The organism is Nesterenkonia halophila, from assembly GCF_009467795.1.
Lineage (GTDB): Bacteria > Actinomycetota > Actinomycetes > Actinomycetales > Micrococcaceae > Nesterenkonia > Nesterenkonia halobia.
Genome location: NZ_WIAX01000012.1, coordinates 214,370 through 235,912, shown reverse-complemented (window position 1 = coordinate 235,912; position 21,543 = coordinate 214,370). Strand labels below are relative to the sequence as shown.

Annotated in this window: 16 protein-coding genes and 3 tRNA genes; 17 read left to right on the top strand and 2 right to left on the bottom strand. The window is 71.8% G+C overall.

Annotated elements, in window-relative coordinates:
• The first annotated feature begins 179 nt into the window (after nt 1–179).
• The 15 genes from ilvD to thiL all read left to right on the top strand — a co-directional run bounded on the left by ilvD (nt 180) and on the right by thiL (nt 16,907).
• Nucleotides 180–1,952: a dihydroxy-acid dehydratase gene (gene ilvD / locus GCL72_RS06625; protein ID WP_153143907.1), complete on the top strand. Its 1,773-nt coding sequence runs from the start codon at nt 180–182 to the stop codon at nt 1,950–1,952.
• A 403-nt stretch (nt 1,953–2,355) separates the two neighbouring features.
• The gene (locus tag GCL72_RS06620) at nt 2,356–4,242 is read left to right on the top strand and encodes an acetolactate synthase large subunit (RefSeq protein ID WP_246161052.1); all 1,887 of its coding nucleotides are present in this window, start codon (nt 2,356–2,358) and stop codon (nt 4,240–4,242) included.
• Nucleotides 4,243–4,244: 2 nt separating this feature from the next.
• Nucleotides 4,245–4,769, top strand: a complete 525-nt coding sequence (gene ilvN, locus GCL72_RS06615; protein WP_153143906.1) for an acetolactate synthase small subunit — start codon at nt 4,245–4,247, stop codon at nt 4,767–4,769.
• Nucleotides 4,770–4,872: 103 nt separating this feature from the next.
• A complete protein-coding gene (gene ilvC, locus GCL72_RS06610) occupies nt 4,873–5,898 on the top strand; it encodes a ketol-acid reductoisomerase (protein WP_153143905.1) in 1,026 nt (341 codons plus the stop codon).
• 130 nt (nt 5,899–6,028) lie between these two features.
• Nucleotides 6,029–7,630, top strand: coding sequence for a phosphoglycerate dehydrogenase (gene serA, locus GCL72_RS06605; protein ID WP_153143904.1), 1,602 nt, complete (start codon nt 6,029–6,031; stop codon nt 7,628–7,630).
• Between the two features lie 192 nt (nt 7,631–7,822).
• Complete coding sequence (gene metG, locus GCL72_RS06600) at nt 7,823–9,427, top strand: methionine--tRNA ligase (protein WP_153143903.1); 1,605 nt, start codon at nt 7,823–7,825, stop codon at nt 9,425–9,427.
• 136 nt (nt 9,428–9,563) lie between these two features.
• Nucleotides 9,564–10,664 carry a 3-isopropylmalate dehydrogenase gene (locus GCL72_RS06595; protein ID WP_153143902.1) on the top strand — a complete coding sequence of 367 codons (1,101 nt, stop codon included), beginning with the start codon at nt 9,564–9,566 and terminating at the stop codon, nt 10,662–10,664.
• A gap of 72 nt (nt 10,665–10,736) precedes the next feature.
• Nucleotides 10,737–11,819 carry a branched-chain amino acid aminotransferase gene (locus GCL72_RS06590; protein WP_153143901.1) on the top strand — a complete coding sequence of 361 codons (1,083 nt, stop codon included), beginning with the start codon at nt 10,737–10,739 and terminating at the stop codon, nt 11,817–11,819.
• A 57-nt stretch (nt 11,820–11,876) separates the two neighbouring features.
• Nucleotides 11,877–12,650, top strand: coding sequence for a fumarylacetoacetate hydrolase family protein (locus tag GCL72_RS06585; protein WP_153143900.1), 774 nt, complete (start codon nt 11,877–11,879; stop codon nt 12,648–12,650).
• A gap of 89 nt (nt 12,651–12,739) precedes the next feature.
• Complete coding sequence (gltX, locus tag GCL72_RS06580) at nt 12,740–14,281, top strand: glutamate--tRNA ligase (RefSeq protein ID WP_153143899.1); 1,542 nt, start codon at nt 12,740–12,742, stop codon at nt 14,279–14,281.
• A complete protein-coding gene (locus GCL72_RS06575; RefSeq protein ID WP_153143898.1) occupies nt 14,281–15,084 on the top strand; it encodes an HAD family hydrolase in 804 nt (267 codons plus the stop codon). The genes gltX and GCL72_RS06575 overlap by 1 nt, the downstream gene beginning before the upstream one ends.
• 70 nt (nt 15,085–15,154) lie before the next feature.
• A tRNA-Gln gene (locus tag GCL72_RS06570) sits at nt 15,155–15,226 on the top strand.
• Between the two features lie 56 nt (nt 15,227–15,282).
• A tRNA-Glu gene (locus tag GCL72_RS06565) sits at nt 15,283–15,355 on the top strand.
• Nucleotides 15,356–15,528: 173 nt separating this feature from the next.
• Nucleotides 15,529–15,601, top strand: a tRNA-Glu gene (locus GCL72_RS06560).
• Between the two features lie 139 nt (nt 15,602–15,740).
• Nucleotides 15,741–16,907 (top strand): thiamine-phosphate kinase, encoded by a 1,167-nt coding sequence (gene thiL, locus GCL72_RS06555; protein ID WP_153143897.1) that lies wholly within the window; start codon nt 15,741–15,743, stop codon nt 16,905–16,907.
• 63 nt (nt 16,908–16,970) lie between these two features.
• Here the strand turns inward: thiL and GCL72_RS06550 are convergent, their stop codons facing one another.
• Together GCL72_RS06550 and GCL72_RS06545 are read right to left on the bottom strand one after the other, a co-directional pair.
• The gene (locus GCL72_RS06550; protein ID WP_246161068.1) at nt 16,971–18,314 is read right to left on the bottom strand and encodes a UDP-glucose dehydrogenase family protein; all 1,344 of its coding nucleotides are present in this window, start codon (nt 18,312–18,314) and stop codon (nt 16,971–16,973) included.
• 48 nt (nt 18,315–18,362) lie between these two features.
• Nucleotides 18,363–19,247: an IclR family transcriptional regulator gene (locus GCL72_RS06545; RefSeq protein ID WP_425486762.1), complete on the bottom strand. Its 885-nt coding sequence runs from the start codon at nt 19,245–19,247 to the stop codon at nt 18,363–18,365.
• A gap of 135 nt (nt 19,248–19,382) precedes the next feature.
• On the opposite strand from GCL72_RS06545, the gene leuC reads away from it, so the two are divergent.
• Both leuC and leuD read left to right on the top strand, forming a co-directional pair.
• Complete coding sequence (leuC, locus tag GCL72_RS06540; RefSeq protein WP_153143895.1) at nt 19,383–20,819, top strand: 3-isopropylmalate dehydratase large subunit; 1,437 nt, start codon at nt 19,383–19,385, stop codon at nt 20,817–20,819.
• Between the two features lie 55 nt (nt 20,820–20,874).
• Nucleotides 20,875–21,474: a 3-isopropylmalate dehydratase small subunit gene (gene leuD / locus GCL72_RS06535; protein WP_153143894.1), complete on the top strand. Its 600-nt coding sequence runs from the start codon at nt 20,875–20,877 to the stop codon at nt 21,472–21,474.
• The last annotated feature ends 69 nt before the right edge of the window (nt 21,475–21,543 follow it).

The window sequence follows — 21,543 nt, the reverse complement described above, 5'->3', positions numbered from 1 at the left end:
CGGCGGGGCCTCAGGTCGCTCGAGGTCGCCCCTCGGAGCGGGCCGCCGCCGTCGAGGGGAGGAACAGCCCCGTCGTCGTCCCGCAGCACTGTGCTGCGACGCTCTCCGGAGCGTCCTGCATGCTGAGACGGCGGCGGGGCTGTCGTCGTTCCGCGCCGACCAGGGCATAGAATCGCACCATGGCACACAGCACCCCAGAGGACCCCGCACGGGGCGCCGCCGAGGAGGCGCCCCACACCCCGCCGACGCCGGTCACCGGTCCGAGCGTCCCGGAGAAGCCGCGCAGCTGGCAGGTCACCGACGGCTACACCAGCGCGCCGTCCCGCGGCATGCTCCGTGCGGTCGGGATGGGCGACCAGGACTTCGGCAAGGCGCAGATCGGCATCGCGAGCTCGTGGAACGAGATCACTCCGTGCAACCTCTCGCTGGACCGGCTGGCCCGCGCCTCCAAGGAGGGTGTGCACGCCGGCGGTGGCTACCCGCTGGAGTTCGGCACGATCTCGGTCTCCGACGGGATCTCCATGGGGCATGAGGGGATGCACTACTCGCTGGTCTCCCGCGAGGTCATCGCCGACTCCGTGGAGACGGTCATGGAGGCCGAGCGACTGGACGGCTCCATCCTGCTGGCCGGCTGCGACAAGTCGCTGCCCGGGATGATGATGGCCGCGGCGCGCCTGGACCTCTCCAGCGTCTTCCTCTACGCCGGCTCCATCATGCCGGGCACCGCGCGGTTCTCCGACGGCAGCGAGAAGGAGGTCACCCTCATCGACGCCTTCGAGGGTGTCGGGGCCTGCGCCCGCGGGACCATCAGCGAGGAGGACCTCGGGGTCATCGAGCGCGCCATCTGCCCCGGCGAGGGGGCCTGCGGCGGCATGTACACCGCCAACACGATGGCCGCCATCGGCGAGGCCCTCGGGCTCTCGCTGCCCGGCTCGGCCGCTCCGCCATCGGCGGACCGGCGCCGCGACGTCTTCGCCCACCGCGCCGGCGAGGCCGTCGTCGAGCTGCTCCGGCGGGGGATCACCACCCGCGACATCCTCACCAAGCAGGCCTTCGAGAACGCCATCGCGGTCACGATGGCCTTCGGCGGATCCACCAACGCGGTGCTGCACCTGCTGGCCATCGCCCGTGAGGCCGGGGTCGACCTCGCGCTGGAGGACTTCAACCGGATCGGCGACCGGATCCCGCACCTGGGCGACCTCAAGCCCTTCGGCCAGTACGTGATGGCCGACGTCGACCGCGTCGGCGGCGTGCCGGTGGTCATGCGGGCGCTGCTCGACGCCGGACTGCTGCACGGCGACGCACTGACCGTCACCGGCCGCACCGTCGCCGAGAACCTGGCCGAGATCGATCCGCCGGACCTCGACGGCTCGATCATCCGGTCGCTGCAGGACCCGATGCACCACAACGGCGGCATCGCGGTGCTGCGCGGCTCGCTCGCGCCGGAGGGTGCGGTCGTGAAGTCGGCGGGCTTCGACGCCGAGGTCTTCGAAGGCACTGCGCGGGTCTTCGAGCGCGAGCAGGCCGCGCTGGATGCGCTGTCCGCCGGCAGCATCACCGCCGGCGACGTCGTCGTCATCCGCTACGAGGGGCCCAAGGGCGGGCCCGGCATGCGCGAGATGCTGGCGATCACCGGCGCGATCAAGGGCGCGGGCCTGGGCAAGGACGTGCTGCTGATCACCGACGGCCGGTTCTCCGGCGGCACCACCGGGCTGTGCATCGGCCACATCGCGCCGGAGGCGGTCGACGGCGGCCCCATCGCCCATATCGCCGACGGCGACCGGATCCGGGTGGACATCGCCTCGCGCACCATCGACCTGCTGGTCGACGCGCAGGACCTCTCGCGCCGGGCCGAGGGATGGGAGCCGCTGGACCCGACGACGACCACCGGGGTGCTGGGCAAGTACGCCAAGCTGGTCCGCTCGGCGGCCGAAGGAGCCTACTGCGGCTGATCCTCCGCGCCGTCCGCGCCCGGCCCTCCGGTCGGGGCGCGGCGCCCGGAGGCGCCGCGCTCGCGGGGCGGCCCGACGGGCAGTCCAGATGGTGAGACGGGTGAGTCGCCTGTTGACTCGCCCCTCTCGTCGGGGAAGCATTGGGGGCATGCGCCAGATGCTACGAGTAGCTCCCGTCCTCCCGCCGGGGGAAGCGTGACGATCCACGTTCCTCAGGGCGGCCCGAATCCTGCTCGTCGACGAGCAGGCGGACGGTCGCACTCGAGCTGACGCATGACGCTCAAACCCCGGCAGAGAGCCCCCGCAGGGACGCTTCCTCGCCGGGGTCTTCTCATCTCCGGGGTCACTTGCCAGCATCCATCCGGGGGCGCAGCCCCTGCCGACCGGATACAGGAACACACAGATGAGCAGAACAGCTGCGACGAGCCCAGCGGCTCCGCCGGCGTCGAGCCCCGAGCGGAGCCGGCCTAGCCACACCACGACCGCCGATCATCGCCTCTACGGCCCCGGCCTGTCCGTGGAGCCGGTGGAGGTGACCGGCTCGGAGTCCATCATCCGCAGCCTCGAGGCGCTCGGAGTGACCGATGTGTTCGGCCTCCCGGGCGGCGCGATCCTGCCGACCTACGACCCGCTCATGGACTCGTCGACGATCAATCACGTGCTGGTCCGCCACGAACAGGGCGCCGGCCACGCCGCGCAGGGCTACGCCATGGTGACCGGGGAGGTCGGCGTCTGCCTGGCCACCTCCGGACCCGGTGCGACGAACCTGGTCACCGCGCTGGCCGACGCGCATATGGACTCGGTGCCGATGGTCGCGATCACCGGCCAGGTCAACGCCGCAGTGATCGGCACCGATGCCTTCCAGGAGGCCGACATCGTCGGGATCTCCGCGCCGATCACCAAGCATTCCTTCCTGGTCACCGACGCCGAGACCATCCCGCAGGTGATGGCCGAGGCCTTCCACCTGGCCTCCTCGGGGCGCCCGGGCCCGGTGCTGGTGGACATCACCAAGTCGGCCCAGGCCGCGAAGACCACGTTCTCCTGGCCGCCCGAGATCGGACTGACCGGCTATCGGCCGGTCACCCGCGGGCACGCCAAACAGGTCCGCGAGGCCGCCAAGCTCATCCAGCAGGCGCGCCGTCCGGTCTTCTACCTCGGCGGCGGAGTCGTCAAGGCCGAGGCTTCCGAGGAGTTCCGCGCCCTGGCCGAGGCCGCCGGCGCTCCGGTGGCGACGACGCTGATGGCCCGCGGCGCCTTCCCCGACTCGCACGAGCAGAACCTGGGGATGCCGGGCATGCACGGCACAGTGGCCGCCGTCGCCGCGCTGCAGCGGGCGGATCTGCTGATCACCCTCGGCGCCCGCTTCGACGACCGCGTCACCGGGGCGCTGGACTCCTTCGCCCCGGACGCGAAGGTCATCCACGCCGACGTCGACCCGGCCGAGATCTCGAAGAATCGGCTGGCGGACGTGCCGATCGTCGGCTCGCTGAAGGAGATCGTCCCCGAGCTGACCACGGCGGTGACCGACGTCTTCGAGCGTGAGGGCCGTCCGGAGCTGGAGAGCTGGTGGCGCCAGCTGGACCGGATGCGCACCACCTACCCGCTGGGCTGGACCGAGCCCGAGGACGGCATGACCGCCCCGCAGCAGGTCATCCGGCGCATCGGCGAGGCCGCCGGCCCGGAGGCGGTCTACGTCGCCGGCGTCGGCCAGCACCAGATGTGGGCCTCGCAGTTCATCGGCTTCGAGCGGCCCCGGCAGTGGCTGAACTCCGGCGGACTGGGGACCATGGGCTACTCGGTGCCCGCCGCGATGGGGGCGCAGGTCGGCCAGCCGGACCGTGTGGTCTGGGCGATCGACGGCGACGGCTGCTTCCAGATGACCAACCAGGAGCTGGCCACCTGCGCGATCAACGGCATCCCGATCAAGGTGGCGGTGATCAACAACTCCTCGCTGGGCATGGTGCGGCAGTGGCAGACGCTGTTCTACGAGTCGCGCTACTCCAACACCGACCTGAACACGGCGATGGACCGCCACGGCGACCAGGTCGTGCCGATCCCGGACTTCGTGAAGCTCGCCGAGGCCTACGGCTGCGCGGGGCTGCGCTGCGAGCGCGAGGAGGACCTGGACGCGACGATCGCCGAGGCCATGGCGATCACCGACCGGCCCGTCGTCGTCGACTTCCGGGTCAGCCGCGACTCCATGGTCTGGCCGATGGTGCCGGCGGGGGTCTCCAACAGCGACATCCAGGTCGCCCGCGACCTGACCCCGGACTGGGACGAGGAGGAGTGACCATGAGCGCCGAGACGGCCGAACGCCGCACCCTGTCCGTGCTCGTCGAGGACGTGCCCGGAGTGCTCTCCAAGGTCTCCGGGCTGTTCTCCCGACGGGCCTTCAACATCGACTCGCTGGCCGTCGGGCCCTCGGAGATCGCCGGTCTCTCCCGGATCACCGTGGTCGTCCGCGCCGACGAGGTGCTGCTGGAGCAGATCACCAAGCAGCTGAACAAGCTCATCAACGTCATCAAGATCATCGAGCTGGCGCCGGAGACCTCGGTGCAGCGCGACCACCTGCTGATCAAGGTCAGGGCCGACTCGCCGACCCGGCTGCAGGTGACCCAGGCGGTGGACCTGTTCCGCGCCAAGATCGTCGACGTCTCGGTCGACTCGCTCACCGTCGAGGCCACCGGGGCTCCCGACAAGCTCAACGCCCTGCTGGACGTGCTCGAGCCCTACGGCATCCGCGAGATCGTCCGGTCCGGGACGCTCGCGATCAGCCGGGGCGCGAGATCCATGACCGACCGGGCGCTGAAGCCGTGACGGGGAGGCCGGAGCCCGCGGGCATCCGCCGCCGGATCCGGCCCGTCCCCGCCCGTCCCACCCGCACGATCCCTCCATATCCGACCCGCAAGGAGACCTCGAAGTGACTGACCTGTACTACGACGACGACGCCGACCTCGCCGTGCTGTCCGACCGGAAGGTGGCGGTGATCGGCTACGGCTCCCAGGGCCACGCCCACTCGCTGTCGCTGCGCGACTCCGGCGTCGACGTCCGCGTCGGCCTCAAGGAGGGCTCCTCCTCGAAGGCCAAGGCCGAGGAGCAGGGCCTGACCGTGACCACGGTGGCCGAGGCGGCCGCGGAGGCCGACGTCGTGATGATGCTGGTCCCGGACCAGCACCAGGCCGACGTCTACGCCGCCGAGATCGCCCCGCACCTGTCGGCCGGCGACGTGCTGCTGTTCTCCCACGGCTTCAACATCCGCTACGACTACATCCAGCCGGCCGCCGACGTCGACGTCGCCATGGTCGCCCCCAAGGGGCCGGGCCACGTGGTGCGCCGCGAGTATGAGGCCGGCCGCGGCGTGCCGGCGCTGATCGCCGTCGAGCAGAATCCCTCTGGGAAGGCCAAGGACGTCGCCCTGGCCTACGCCAAGGGCATCGGCGGCACCCGTGCCGGCGTCATCGAGACCACCTTCACCGAGGAGACCGAGTCGGACCTCTTCGGCGAGCAGGCGGTGCTCTGCGGCGGCGCCTCGCAGCTGGTCCAGTACGGCTTCGAGACGCTGACCGAGGCCGGCTACCAGCCGGAGATCGCCTACTTCGAGGTCCTCCACGAGCTGAAGCTCATCGTCGACCTGATGGTCGAGGGCGGCCTGACCAAGCAGCGCTGGTCCATCTCCGACACCGCGGAGTTCGGCGACTACGTCTCCGGCCCCCGGGTGATCTCCCCGGAGGTCAAGGAGAACATGAAGACGGTGCTGGGCGAGATCCAGGACGGCAGCTTCGCCCAGCGGTTCATGGACGACCAGCGCGCCGGCGCGCCGGAGTTCGCCGAGCTGCGGCGGAAGAACGAGTCGCACCCGATCGAGTCCACCGGGCGGCAGCTGCGCAAGCTGTTCTCCTGGATCCCGGAGGACGACGACTACACCGAGGGCACCGCCTCCCGCTGACCCGTCGTCGGGCAGCAGGCAGGAGGCAGTAGAGTGAGCGGGGTCGGGTCGTCCGCGGCCCGGCCCCGCACCGCTGAGGTCCGCACCGTCGATCGGACTCGATCCAACCACCACCGAGAAGAAGGACACTGTGAGCAGCAACCGCCCCGTCGTCGTCCTCGCCGAGGAACTCTCGCCCGCCACTGTCGAGGCCCTCGGGCCCGACTTCGAGATCCGCCAGTCGGACGGCACCGACCGTGACCGGCTCGCCGCCGATCTCGCCGACGCCCACGCCCTCATGGTCCGCTCGGCCACCACCGTCGACGCCGAGGTCCTCGCCCAGGCGCCCCGGCTGAAGGTCGTCGCCCGCGCCGGCGTCGGTCTGGACAACGTCGACATCAGCGCCGCCACGGAGGCCGGCGTGATGGTGGTCAACGCGCCGACGTCGAACATCGTCTCCGCCGCCGAGCTGACCTGCGCCCACATCCTGGGACTGGCGCGGAACATCCCGCCGGCGACGGCGGCGCTGAAGGCGGGGGAGTGGAAGCGCTCGAAGTACGCCGGCCTGGAGCTGCAGGACAAGGTCCTCGGCGTCATCGGCCTGGGCCGCATCGGCGGGCTGGTCGCCGAGCGGATGAAGGCCTTCGGCATGGAGATCGTCGCCTACGACCCCTACGTGACCTCCGCCCGCGCGCATCAGCTCGGCGCGCAGCTGCTCAGCCTCGAGGAGCTCTACGAGCGGGCCGACGTGGTCACGATCCATATGCCCAAGACCCCGGAGACGCTGGGCATGCTGGGCGCGGCGGCCTTCGAGCGGATGAAGGACTCGGCCTACGTCGTCAACGTCGCCCGCGGCGGCCTGGTCGACGAGGACGCGCTGGAGCAGGCCCTGCAGGCCGGCAGCATCGGCGGGGCGGCGATCGACGTCTACGCCTCCGAGCCGTCCACCCACCTGCCGTTCTTCTCCCGGGAGAACGTCGTGGTGACCCCCCATCTGGGCGCCTCCACCGCCGAGGCCCAGGAGAAGGCCGGCGTCTCGGTGGCGAAGTCCGTCCGCCTGGCCCTGGCCGGCGAGCTGGTGCCGGACGCGGTCAATGTCGCCGGCGGGGCGATCGACGAGCTCGTCCGCCCCGGCATCCCGCTGATCGAGAAGCTCGGCCGGGTGCTCACCGCCGTCGGCTCCGACGCCTTCACCGATGTGGAGACCGAGGCCGCCGGCGAGATCGCCGAGCTCAACGTCGATGCCCTGCAGCTGGCCGCGCTGAAGGGCCTGTTCACCGACGTCGTCTCCGAGCAGGTCTCCTATGTCAATGCGCCGGTGCTCGCCGAGCAGCGCGGGATCACCACCCGGCTGACGACCACGCCCGACGTCGGGGACTATCGCAACGCGCTCACTGTGCGCGGGGCGACATCCTCCGGGGCGCAGTTCGAGGTCCGCGGCACGCTCACCGGGCCGAAGCAGGTCGAGAAGATCATCGGGATCAACGGCTACGACCTGGAGATCCCGCTGACCGAGCACCTGGTGATCTTCGAGTACGCCGACCGCCCCGGCGTCGTCGGCGCGCTGGGACGGATCCTCGGCCAGCACGGGCTGAACATCGGCGGCATGCAGGTCTCGCAGAGCACCAAGGAGGAGCGCGCGCTGGCGGTGCTGGCCGTCGACGCCGCGCTGCCGACCGGGGTGCTGGACGAGATCGCCGACGAGGTCGGCGCCGCCCTGGCCGCCGAGGTCGACCTCGAGGAGCGTGGCTGAGCCGGGCTGAACCGGACTGAGCCGGTCCGACTCGCCTCCGCCGCACGACGCCGGCCGCCGGTCCCTGCAGGGACCGGCGGCCGGCGTCGTCGTGTCTGGGGCGGTGTCGGGAGCGGCGTCGGCGCCGGTGGCGGCGGTCGCGGCGACGTCACCGGCTCGGCGCGGTCGACGCCGGTGCGGTAGATTCTCGATGTGACTTCTGTGCAGCGTTCCCCCTACTACCTGACCACGGCGATCACCTATCCCAACGGTGAGCCGCACATCGGCCATGCCTACGAGTACATCTCCGCCGACGTGATGGCCCGGTTCAAGCGGCTGGACGGCTACGACGTGCGGTTCCTGACCGGCACCGACGAGCACGGCCAGAAGGTCCAGCAGACGGCGGAGGCCGAGGGCATCACCCCGCTGGAGCTGGCCGCGCGCAATGCGCAGGCCATCCGCGACGTCGACGACGAGGTCCTCGACGTCTCCTACGACCGGTTCATCCGCACCACCGACTCCGACCACTACGAGGCCTCCCAGGCCATCTGGCGGCGCATGGTGGACAACGGCGACATCTACCTGGCCGACTACGCCGGCTGGTACTCGGTGCGCGACGAGCGCTACTTCGCCGAGGACGAGACCGAGGTCGGCGACGACGGCGTCCGCCGGGCCTCCGAGACCGGCACCGAGGTCACCTGGACAGAGGAGGAGAGCTACTTCTTCCGGCTCTCCGCCTATCAGGAGAAGCTGCTCGCGCTCTACCGGGACCATCCGGAGTTCGCCGCGCCGGCCAGCCGCTTCAACGAGGTCATCCGCTTCGTCGAGTCCGGTCTGGAGGACCTCTCCATCTCGCGGACCACCTTCGACTGGGGCGTGCCGGTGCCCGCCGACCTCACCGCGGCGGAGACGACGCAGAACCACGTGATGTACGTGTGGGTCGACGCGCTGACGAACTATCTGACCGGAGCCGGCTTCCCGGACGTCGAGTCGGCGGACTACCAGGCCTACTGGCCGGCCGACCTGCACATCATCGGCAAGGACATCTCCCGCTTCCACTGCATCTTCTGGCCGGCCTTCCTGATGAGCGCGGGGCTGCCGCTGCCGCAGCGCGTGATGATCCACGGCTTCCTGCACAACGCCGGCGAGAAGATGTCGAAGTCGGTCGGCAACGTCGTCGCCCCGCGCGAGTGGGTCGCGGAGTACGGCCTGGATGCGGTGCGCTTCTTCCTGCTGCGCGAGTTCCCCTTCGGCCAGGACGGCTCGTACTCCCACGAGGCCGTCGTCGGGCGGAAGAATGCGGACCTGGCGAACAACCTGGGCAATCTGGCCCAGCGGTCGCTGTCGATGATCGTGAAGAACTGCGCCGGCGCCGTGCCCGAGCCGGGCGAGCTCACCGAGGCTGACCGGGCGATCCTCGCCCAGGCCGAGGAGCTGCTGGACATCAACCGCGCGGCCTACGAGGTCCAGGACTTCCACCGGGCTCTGGAGCGGACCTGGTTCGTGCTCGGCGAGGCCAACGCCTACTTCGCCGACGAGCAGCCCTGGAAGCTGAAGGCCTCGGATCCGGAGCGGATGGCCACAGTGCTCTACGTGACCGCCGAGCTCGTCCGGCGCGTCGCGCTGCTGGCTCAGCCGGTGATGCCGGAGTCGGCGACCCGGCTGCTCGACGCCCTCGGTGTCGCGGCGGCCGGCGATGCCGGCCGCACCACCGCCTCGGGGGAGGGGCCGCGGAGCTTCGCCGCCTTCGGCGAGCAGCTGCGGCCGGGGACGCCGCTGGAGAAGCCGCAGCCGATCTTCCCCCGGCACGAGGACTGAGGCGCCCGGCGGCGCCGGGCCGTCGTGCGAGGGGGCCTGACGGCGCGTCCCGGCGGTGGGGCCGCGCCGGTCTCAGATGGTGAGAGCCGTCGTCGTCCTCTCGCCGTCGCGGCGCCGGGGCCCTACTCTGGGCGGCATGGCTGACACCTCTGCGCAGACGACCCTGGACATTGCCGTCATCCCCGGAGACGGGATCGGACCTGAGGTCATCGCCGAAGCACGGCGTGTGCTGGAGGCGGTGCTGGACTCCGCGGGCGTCGGGCTGCGCTGCACCGAGTACCCGCTGGGCGCCGCCCATTGGCTGGAGACCGGCGAGACGCTCGAGGACGACACGCTCGAGAAGCTCCGCGGCCATGATGCGATCCTCTTCGGCGCCGTCGGCGCTGACCCCCAGGACGACCGCGTCCCCTCGGGGCTGATCGAGCGGGAGCTGCTGCTGAAGCTGCGCTTCAGCCTGGACCATGCGATCAACCTGCGCCCCTCGCGCTCCTACCCGGGGGTGACCTCGCCGCTGCGCGGCGTCGGCGAGGAGTCGGGCCCGCAGATCGACTTCGTCGTCGTCCGCGAGGGCACCGAGGGCCCCTACGTGGGCAACGGCGGCACCATCCGTCGCGGCACCGCCCAGGAGATCGCCACCGAGGTCTCGCTGAACACCGCCCACGGGGTCCGGCGCGTCGTCGCCGACGCCTTCGCCCGGGCGGCCTCCCGCCGGCGGAAGCTGACCCTGGTGCACAAGCACAACGTGCTCACCCGGGCCGGCGACCTCTGGCGCCGGGCCGTGGAAGAGGCCGCCGTCGAGCACCCGGACGTGAGCTGGGAGTACATGCACGTCGACGCCGCGACCATCCACATGGTCCAGGACCCGGCGCGCTTCGACGTGATCGTCACCGACAACCTCTTCGGCGACATCCTCACCGACCTCGCCGGCGCCATCAGCGGCGGCATCGGACTGGCCGCCTCCGGCTCGATCAACGCCGAGGGCACCGCCCCTTCGATGTTCGAGCCGGTCCACGGGTCGGCGCCGGACATCGCCGGCGAGCAGATCGCCGACCCCACTGCGACGGTGCTCTCGGCGGCGCTGATGCTGCAGCACCTCGGCCACGCCGGTCCGGCCGCCCGCATCCAGGCCGCCGTCGACGCGCAGATCGCCGACTGGGCTCGCGATCCCCAGGCCTCGGCGGCGCTGAGCACCGCCGCCCGCGGCGAGGCGCTGCTCCGGCGCGTGCTCGCCGGCTGACCGGTCGAGCACGCGCCGGAGCGGCGGTAGAGTGTGGGCCTGAAGCACCGGCCGAGTGGAAGGCAGTCCTGAATGCAGTTCGACGTCATCGAGAACCCGCACCCCGTCGCGCAGGATCGGCGCCGCGAGATCCTGGCCGATCCGGGCTTCGGCGTGCACTTCAGCGACCACACGGTGATCATCGACTGGACCGACGACGGCGACGGCGGCTCCTGGCACGACGCCCGCGTGGAGGCCTACGGCCCGATCGCGCTGGACCCGGCCGCCTCGGTGCTGCACTACGCCCAGGAGGTCTTCGAGGGCATGAAGGCCTATCGGCACGCCGACGGCGGCGTGTACACCTTCCGCCCGCGGGCCAATGCGGCGCGGATGAACCGCTCGGCGGCGCGCATGGCCCTGCCGCAGCTCGACGAGGAGGCCTTCGTCGAGTCGCTCGAGCAGCTGCTCGCCGTGGACTCCTCCTGGGTGCCCGAGGGCGAGGGCGCGGCGCTGTATCTGCGTCCGTTCATGATCGCCACCGAGGCCTTCCTCGGCGTCCGCCCGGCGCGCGAGGTCTCCTACCGGGTCATCGCCTCGCCGGCGGGCAACTACTTCGGCGGCGAGCTGAAGCCGGTGCGCATCTGGGTCTCTCGGGACTTCACCCGGTCGGGGCCCGGCGGCACCGGCGCGGCGAAGACCGGCGGCAACTACGCCGGCTCGCTGGCGGCGCAGGCCCAGGCCGCCGAGCACGGCTGCGACCAGGTGCTCTTCCTGGACCCGCTGCACGAGAACGCCGTCGAGGAGCTCGGCGGCATGAACGTCTTCCTGGTCACCTCCGACGGCCGGCTGATCACTCCGCAGCTGACCGGCACGATCCTCGAGGGTGTGACCCGCGACTCGGTGATCCAGCTGGCCCAGGACCGCGGTCTGACGGTCGAGGAGCGGCGGGTCACGCTCGACGAGTGGGCCCGCGGGATCGAGGACGGCACGATCGTCGAAGCCTTCGCCTGCGGCACTGCGGCGGTGATCACCCCGATCGGCGAGCTCGTCGACGGCGAGACGACCATCGCCTCCCCGGGCACCGGGGAGGTCACCGCGAGCATCCGCGAGGAGCTGCTGGGCATCCAGACCGGCGCGGTCGCGGACCGCCACGGCTGGATGCACCGGCTGGCCTGAGCAGGCGGGCCGTCGGCCCGGCGGCGCGCTCGGGGCGCGACGAGTAGACTGGCGGGCATGCGCATTGCACGTTTCGTCACTGAAGCCGAGCCCGCCTACGGCATCGTCACCGGCGATCCCGGCGAGGAGACCATCACCGAGCTGACCGGCGATCCGTTCTACGGATCCGTCCAGCAGACCGGGACCTCGCATGCCGTCGACGACGTCCGGCTCGTCGCCCCGATCATCCCCCGCAGCAAGGTCGTCGGCGTCGGCCGCAACTACGCCGACCACATCGCCGAGATGGGCGGCGAGCCGCCGGTCTCGCCGCTGCTGTTCCTGGTGCCCAACACCGCCGTGTCCGGGCCGAACGAGCCGATCACCCTGCCCTCCTTCTCCGAGGAGGTCAGCTATGAGGCCGAGCTGGCCGTCGTCATCGGCCGGATCTGCAAGGACGTGCCGCGCGAGCGCGTCGACGAGGTGATCTTCGGCTACACCGTCGCCAACGACATCACCGCCCGCGACGCCCAGCGCACCGACGGCCAGTGGGCCCGCGCCAAGGGCTTCGACGGATCGACGCCGCTCGGTCCCTGGGTGGAGACGGAGCTGGACGTCGAGGACCTGGAGATCACCGGCCGGCTCAACGGCGACGTCGTCCAGCAGGGCCGGACCTCCGAGATGATCTTCGGCGTGCCCGAGCTCATCTCCCAGGTCTCGCAGGCCTTCACCCTGCTGCCCGGCGACGTCATCCTCACCGGCACGCCGGCCGGCGTGGGCGCCGTCTCCGACGGCGACCGCTTCGAGGCCGAGGTCGAGGGCCTCGGCACGCTGGTCAACCACTTCCGGCGCTGACCTCGGCGGCGCGGGCGGCCGTGCGCCGTCGTGCCCGCCTGCGCCGCGCCCTCCCTCATCCCGCACCGATCAGGAGCCCCCACACCGCTATGAGCACCCCCGCCGCCTCCGGCCCCGCGATCCCCGCCGTCGACCCGTCCGCCCCCGTGCGCGTGCGCTTCTGCCCGTCGCCGACGGGATCGCCGCACGTCGGGCTGATCCGCACCGCGCTGTTCAACTGGGCCTACGCCCGCCACACCGGCGGTTCGCTGGTGTTCCGCATCGAGGACACCGACGCCGCCCGCGACTCCGAGGAGTCCTACGAGCAGCTCCTCGAGGCGCTGCGCTGGCTGGGCCTGGACTGGGACGAGGGTGTCGAAGTCGGCGGCGAGCACGGTCCGTACCGCCAGTCCGAGCGCGGCGAGATCTACGCCGACATGCTCGAGCGGCTGACGGCCTCCGGCCACGTCTACGAGGCGTTCTCCACGCCGGAGGAGGTCGAGGAGCGCCACCGCGCGGCCGGCCGGGACCCGAAGCTGGGCTATGACAACCACGACCGGCACCTGACCGAGGAGGAGAAGGCGGCCTTCCGCGCCGAGGGCCGGCAGCCGGTGCTGCGGCTGCGGATGCCCGACGAGGACCTCACCTTCACCGACCTGGTGCGCGGCGAGATCACCTTCGCCGCCGGCTCCACGCCGGACTTCGTCGTCGCCCGCGCCGACGGCAGGCCGCTCTACACCCTGGTCAACCCGCTGGACGACGCCCTGATGGGCATCACCCACGTGCTGCGCGGCGAGGACCTGCTCTCCTCGACGCCGCGGCAGATCGCCCTCTACCGGGCACTGCACGCGATCGGCGTCGCCGACCACATGCCGGCCTTCGCACATCTGCCCTACGTGATGGGGGAGGGGAACAAGAAGCTCTCCAAGCGCGACCCGGAGTCGAACGTCTTCCACCATCGTGACCGGGGCTTCATCCGTGAGGGCCTGCTGAACTACCTGGCGCTGCTGGGCTGGTCGCTCTCCTCCGACGAGGACGTCTTCACCGTCGACCAGCTCGTCGAGCACTTCGACGTCGCCGACGTGCTGGGCAATCCGGCGCGCTTCGACACCAAGAAGGCCGAGGCGATCAACGGCACCCACATCCGCCGGCTGGACCCGCAGGACTTCCGCGACCGGCTGGTGCCGCATCTGCGGGCCCAGGAGCTGGTCGGCGAGGAGCTCACGGCACGCCAGGCGAGGATCCTCGACGGCGCCGCCCCGCTGGTGCAGGAGCGCATCGCGCTGCTCGCCGAGGGGGCGGACATGATGGCCTTCCTGTTCGTCGACGACGAACAGCTGGAGATCGAGGCCAAGGCCTTCAGCGGACTCGGCGAGGAGGCGCCGGCCACCGTCGACGCCGCCGTCGCCGCTCTGGAGGAGCTCGACGACGCCGCGTGGACCACTGAGCGCATCGAGGCCGCACTGCGCGATGCCCTGGTGGACGGGCTGGGGTTCAAGCCGCGCAAGGCCTTCGGCGCGGTGCGCTCGGCCGTCTCCGGGCGCAAGGTCTCCCCGCCGCTCTTCGAGTCGATGGAGCTGCTCGGCCGGGCCTCCTCGCTGGCCCGTCTGGCTCGCTTCCGTCGCGAGCTGGTCGCCCGGCAGGAGGGCTGATGGCCGCGGCCGAGGAGCCGGACGCCGCGGAGCCCGTCGGCGGCTCGTCCGGCTCCGGCCGGGCGCCGCGGACGGTCGCGGGGGTGCTCTTCGACGTCGACGACACGCTGGTCGACCTGGGAACGGCCATGCGTGCGACCGTCGTCGAGCTGGCCGCCCAGCTCCCGGCCGCGCTCGATCTCGAGGCTCGACGGCGCGCCGCCGAGCTCTTCGCGCAGGACGCTCGGCGGCGGTACCACGCCTATCTGGCCGGGGAGCTGTCCTTCGTCGAGCAGCGGGTGGCCCGGATGCGCGATGCCTGCGCCGCGCTCGGGGTCCCGCTCCCGGACCGCGGCGCGCCGGCAGAGGCCCTGGCCGAGCTCTGGGGCGAGCCCTATGAGCAGGCGATGCGGCGCCGCTGGGGCCCCTTCGACGATGTGCATCCCAGCCTCGACGCCCTGGAGGCGGCCGGATTCGCCGTCGGCGCGGTGACCAACAACGTCGCCGCCTACCAGACCGAGAAGCTGCGCACGGCGGGCCTGGAGCGGATCGCCGACGTCGTCGGCATCGACGCCGTCGGCGTGGTCAAGCCTGATCCGGCCATCTTCCACGAGGGCGCCCGCCGGCTCGGCCTCGCCCCGGAGCAGTGCGCCTATATCGGCGACGATCCGGCCGCCGACGGCATCGGCGCGCGCGACGCCGGGATGCTCCCGGTGCTGGTCGACCGGGCCGGCCGGCATGCCGAGATCGAGGGTGTGACGAAGGTCAAGTCGCTGAGGGCCGCGCTCGATTTTGTACATCGAGCAGAGGGTCGTGTAGAGTAGTTGTCCGTTGCGAGGCGTTCGGAACACCGGTCGGAGACGAGCGGATGACCGGGCGAGGAGCAGCGGCCGATGGGCTATGGTGTAATCGGCAACACAGCGGTTTCTGGTACCGTCGTTCTAGGTTCGAGTCCTAGTAGCCCAGCGAGATCCCCTCGGGGATCGAGGGCCCTCGGAGACGGGGGCCCGACATATGGAGAGGGCCCCATCGTATAGCGGCCTAGTACGCCGGCCTCTCACGCCGGTAACGCGGGTTCGAATCCCGCTGGGGTCACCGCTCAGGCGGCCCTCGTGCTGATCACAGTGCGAGGGCCGCCGCTATGAGCAGGCGTTCGGATCGTCGGGCGCCGGCCGTCCGGTGACCGACGGCACGTGCTTCGAACAGGATTCTCTCTGAGGGTTCTGCTAGGATGGAAAAGCCTTCTGACGAGGGCGACAATCACATACGGCCCCATCGTATAGCGGCCTAGTACGCCGGCCTCTCACGCCGGTAACGCGGGTTCGAATCCCGCTGGGGTCACCGCTGAAGGCCCCCGATCCCGCGCGGATCGGGGGCCTTCGTCATGTCGGCCTGCGACGACGCCCGGGCGTCTCCGCGAGGCGTGCCGCCGCGGCCCGGCAGGACCGACCCTCAGAACCGACGTGGCAGGATGGCACGCATGGCAGAACCGCGAGAGATCCGCACCCGTCCCGAGCCCGACGTCGGACGCGGCGCCGAGCCCCACGCCGGGACGGAGGAGCCCGCCGGCATCACCGTGGGCGATGTCGGCGAGGACCGCGTCCTGGCCGCCGTGCGAGCGGTGATCGACGCGCACAACGCCGAGGAGCCACGTGCCGCCGGCCTGGCCCTGCCCCCCGGAGACGACGCCGCAGTGCTGCGCCTGGCCTCCGCGGAGGCGGTGCTGAGCACCGACACCATGGCCGAGGGTCAGGACTTCCGGCTGTCCTGGTGGTCCGACTCCGTCGCGGCGGGCCGCGCCGTCGGGCAGAAGGCCGCCGCGCAGAACCTCTCCGACCTCAACGCCATGGGGGCCGAGCCGCTGGCCCTGCTGGTCAGCTGCACGCTGCCGGCCGACCTGCCGCTGGCGGCGGTGACCGCCCTCGCCGACGGGCTGACGGCGGCCTGCCGCGCCCCGGGCGCGGGTCGCTGCGTCGTCGCCGGCGGAGACCTGGGCTCCGGGCCCGGGCTGGCGGTGACCATCACCGCCGTCGGCGAGCCCTGGCGTCCGGAGCCGTCGGCCGCCGCCCGGCCGCTGCGCCGCGACGGTGCGCGTCCCGGCGACGTCCTGGCGATCAGCGGGCCGCTGGGTCGTGCGGCGGCGGGTCTGGCGCTGATCGAGGGCGGGGTCGTCGCCCCCGACGCCCGGCCGATGCGGGGGCAGAGCCCGCAGGAGGGCCTGCTGGCCGCCTGTGCGGCGGCCCAGACCGCCCCGAGCCCGGACCTGACCTCGGGGGCCGCGGCGGTGCGTGCCGGCGCCACGGCGGGGCTGGACGTCTCCGACGGGCTGCTGCGCGATGCGCGGCGTCTCGCGGCGGCCTCCGACGTCGCCCTCGAGTTCGACCAGGCCGCGCTCGAGGAGGAGGTCGAGTCCCTGCGTCGCGTCGCGGAGACGCTGCGCCGCCGCTCGCCGGGGGCCCGCCCGGATCCGCGGGCCTGGGTGCTCTCCGGAGGCGAGGACTACGCCCTGCTGGCGACGTTCGGCGCCGCCGCCGAGCTGCCCGAGGGATTCCGCCGGCTCGGCACCGTGCGTGCGCACGACGGAGCCCCCGGCGTGGACGCCGGGGGCTCCGAGGGGTCGTCGGGATGGGACTCGCTGAGCGGCTGACGCCGACGGTCAGCGCAGACTCATCGGCGGATCATCGTGCGGGGCGCCCCATGCGGGGGCGCCTCACTCGGGGGCGCCGTCGTAGTAGCGGCCGAGCTGGGCGAACTGCCAGCCGGCGGCCTGCCACTGGTCGGCGGAGAGCACGTTGCGCGCGTCGAGCAGCCGCCGGACGGCCACGACCTCGTCGAGGTCGTCGGGGGTCAGCGCCTTGAACTCGTTCCACTCGGTGGTCAGCACCACCAGATCGGCGTCCGCGGCGGCCTCGCGCAGCGAGTCCACGTAGCCCAGCCGCGGGAAGCGCTTCGCGGCGTTCTCGTTGCCCTCCGGGTCATAGACGAGGACGTCGGCGCCGGCGGTGTAGAGCCGGTTGGCCACGTCCAGCCCGGGGGAGTCGCGCACGTCGTCGGAGAGCGGCTTGAAGGTCACGCCCAGCACGGCGATCCGCGTGCCGGGCAGGCCGCCGAGCATCTGCTCGGCGAGGGTCACCGCCCGCTCGCGCCGGCGCAGGTTGATCTGGTCGACCTCGTTGAGGAAGGTCATCGAGTGGTCCAGGCCCAGCTCCGAGACCCGGGTCTGCAGCGCGCGGATGTCCTTGGGCAGGCAGCCGCCGCCGAATCCGACGCCGGCATTGAGGAACTTCCGCCCGATGCGGGTGTCGTGGCCGATCGCATCGGCCAGCGTCCGGATGTCGCCGCCGACGGCCTCGGTGACCTCGGAGAAGGCGTTGATGAAGGAGATCTTCGTCGCCAGGAAGGCGTTGGCGGCGACTTTGACCAGCTCGGCGGTCTCGAAGTCAGTGCTGATCCACGGAGTCTCCTGGGTCAGGGCATCTGCGTAGACCTCGCGCAGCACCTGCTCGTCGTCCGCGGCGTCGGTGCCGATCACCAGGCGATCCGGGCGCAGCGTGTCCTGGACGGCGAAGCCCTCGCGGAGGAACTCCGGGTTCCAGGCCAGCGAGACCTCGACGTCGTCCGAGGACTCCTCGGCCACCAGCCGCTGCAGCCGGCGCGCGGTGCCCACCGGCACCGTCGACTTGCCGACCACCAGGGCGTCCTTGGTGATCGAGCGGGCCAGCGCGGCGGTCGCGGCGTCGACGGCGGTCAGGTCCGCGGCGGTGCCGCCGGCGACCTGCGGAGTGCCGACGGCGATGAAATGCACGTCGGCCCAGGAGCCGGCGCCTTCCATGTCGGTGGTGAAGCGCAGCCGTCCGGAGTCCACATGCTTGCGGATCAGCTCGGGCAGCCCGGGCTCGTGGAAGGGCAGGTCGCCGCGGGAGAGGGCCTCGATCTTCTCCGGGTCGACGTCGACGCCGAGGACGTCGAAGCCGAGCTCGGCCATGCATGCGGCATGCGTGGCGCCCAGGTAACCGGTTCCGATGACACTGATGTTCTTGATCACGCGCCCCATCATAGGACGCACCCGGACCGCGGCGAGACTCGACAGGCGACCGGCGCGTCAGGCGCGTCCGGCATCCTCGCCCAGACCATGTTCGGCGGCCTCCGGATTGCGCCGCACCAGCTCGGTGAGCTGATGGGCGGCCTGGACGACCACCTCGGCGTGCTGACGGCCCGGCTGGCGGGTCAGCCGCTCGATGGGTCCGGAGATGGACACGGCCGCGATCACCCGGCCGGAGGGGCCGCGCACGGGGGCCGAGACCGAGGCCACGCCGGGTTCGCGCTCGCCCAGCGACTCGCCCCAGCCGCGCCGGCGGACCCCCGCCAGCACCGTCGGGGTGAAGCGGGCGCCCTGCAGCCCCTCGACGAGCCGCTCATGGTCCTCCCAGGCCAGCAGCACCTGGGCGGCGGACCCGGCCTTCATGGACAGCTGGGTGCCCACCGGGATGGAGTCGCGCAGACCGATGGGCCGCTCGGCCGAGGCCACACAGATGCGGGCGTCGCCCTGGCGGCGATACAGCTGCGAGCTCTCCCCGGTGGCGTCGCGCAGCCGCAGCAGGATGGGCCCGGCCGCCGAGATCAGCCGGTCGTCGCCGGCGGCGGAGGCCAGCTCGGCCATCCGCGAGCCGATGACGTAGCGGCCCCGCACGTCGCGGGAGAGGAAGCGGTGGTGGATGAGCGCGCTGGCCAGTCGATGGACGGTCGGCCGGGCCAGGCCGGTGGACTCCACCAGCTGGGCGAGCGAGGCCGGGCCGGCCTCCAGCGCGTCGAGGATCATCACCGATTTGTCGACGACGCCGATGCCGGAGGGGGAGTGCAGCGGCCGCGGCGGCTCCGGGTCGACGGACAGCGGGGACGCGACGCCGGTCGGGGGCTCGGCGTCGGGGGCGACGTCCCGGGCCGGGAGCTCCGGCCGCTGGTTCTTCGGGGCGCGAGGACTGGACATGGCTCCATGATACGACGCCTCGCGGCCGAGGTCTCAGATAGTGAGACCTGACGTCACGGTATGGAGGTCCGACTGGCGGAGGTGCTTCTGTAGTGGTATATGGACCGCAGCAGGACGACCCCCACGGAGGCTCCCATGAGCAGGCCGCTCACCCTCGCCGAGAAGGTCTGGCGCGACCACGTCGTCGCGCCCGGCGTCGAGAAGGACGGGCAGCGCTCGCCGGACCTGCTCTACATCGACCTGCACCTGGTCCACGAGGTCACCTCTCCGCAGGCGTTCGAAGGGCTGCGCCTGGCCGGGCGGCCGGTGCGGCGTCCGGACCTGACCATCGCCACCGAGGACCACAACACGCCCACGTTGGAGATCGACAAGCCGATCGCCGACCCCGTCTCACGCAAGCAGGTCGACACGCTGCGCGACAATGCCGAGGAATTCGGCGTGCGGCTGCACTCGCTGGGCGACGACGACCAGGGCATCGTCCACGTCGTCGGCCCGCAGCTGGGACTGACCCAGCCGGGCATGACAGTGGTCTGCGGCGACTCGCACACCTCCACCCACGGCGCCTTCGGGGCTCTGGCCCTGGGCATCGGCACCTCCGAGGTCGAGCATGTGCTGGCGACCCAGACGCTGCCGCTGAACCCGTTCAAGACGATGGCGATCACCGTCGAGGGCACGCTGAAGCCCGGAGTGAGCTCCAAGGACATCATCCTGGCGGTCATCGCGAAGATCGGCACCGGCGGGGGGCAGGGCTATGTGCTGGAGTACCGCGGCAGCGCGATCGAGCAGCTCTCGATGGACGCGCGGATGACCATCTGCAACATGTCCATCGAGGCCGGCGCCCGCGCCGGCATGATCGCCCCGGACGAGACGACCTTCGACTACGTGAAGGACCGTCCGCACGCGCCGCAGGGTGCGGACTGGGACGCCGCGGTGGAGTACTGGCGCTCGCTGCGCACCGACGAGGGCGCGGAGTTCGACACCGAGGTCGTCATCGACGCCGACGCGCTCGAGCCGCATGTCACCTGGGGGACCAACCCCGGGCAGGGCGTCGGCCTGGGCGAGTCGGTGCCGTGGCCGCAGGACTTCGCCGATCCGGGCGATCGCGACTCCGCGGAGCGGGCGCTGCGCTACATGGACCTCGAGCCGGGCACCCCGATGCGCGACATCCGGGTGGACACGGTCTTCCTCGGCTCCTGCACCAACTCCCGGATGGAGGACCTGCGCGCGGCCGCGGGGCTGATCCGCGGCCGGGAGAAGGATCCGGAGGTGCGGATGATCGTGGTGCCGGGCTCGCAGAAGGTCCGCCTGCAGGCCGAGGCCGAGGGCCTGGACCAGGTGTTCAAGGACTTCGGCGCGGAGTGGCGCTTCGCCGGCTGCTCGATGTGCCTGGGGATGAACCCCGACCAGCTCGCCGAGGGCGAGCGCTGCGCCTCGACGTCGAACCGGAACTTCGAGGGCCGGCAGGGCAAGGGGGGACGCACCCACCTGGTCTCGCCGGTGGTCGCGGCCGCCACGGCGATCCGCGGCACGCTCTCCGCCCCCTCCGACGTGCTGGCCGCGCACCCGGCCTGACCCGCTCCGTCGCAGAGCCCGACGCCACGTACCAGGACATACAGGAGATCCCGCCATGGAACCGATCATCCGCCACACCGGAGTGGGCGTGCCGCTGCGCGCCTCCAACGTCGACACCGACCAGATCATCCCCGCCGTCTACCTGAAACGGATCACCCGCACCGGCTTCGAGGACGCGCTGTTCTCCGCCTGGCGCCGGGACCCGGAGTTCGTGCTGAACCAGCCGGCCTACTCGGCCGGCTCGGTGCTGGTGGCCGGGCCCGACTTCGGCACCGGCTCCTCCCGCGAGCACGCCGTCTGGGCGCTGAAGGACTACGGCTTCCGCGTGGTCGTCGCCTCGCGCTTCGCCGACATCTTCCGCGGCAACTCCGGGAAACAGGGTCTGCTCACCGCCGAGGTCGAGCAGGCCGAGGTCGAGCGGCTCTGGAAGGAGCTGGAGACCGTCCCCGGCGCCGAGGTCGAGGTCGATCTGGAGAGCCGCATGGTCCGCTGCGGCGCTGTCGAAGCTCCCTTCGCCATCGACGACTACACCCGGTGGCGGCTGATGGAGGGGCACGATGACATTTCTCTCACGCTGACCGCCGAGCAGGACATCGTCGACTATGAGGCGTCCCGCGCGGCGTTCAAGCCCACCACGCTGCCGGCCCGCACCTGAGCTCGTGCTGTCATCGAATCGTTGCCGGGACGCACTGCGAGGTGCGCGGGCGGCGGCGCCGCGTTGGGT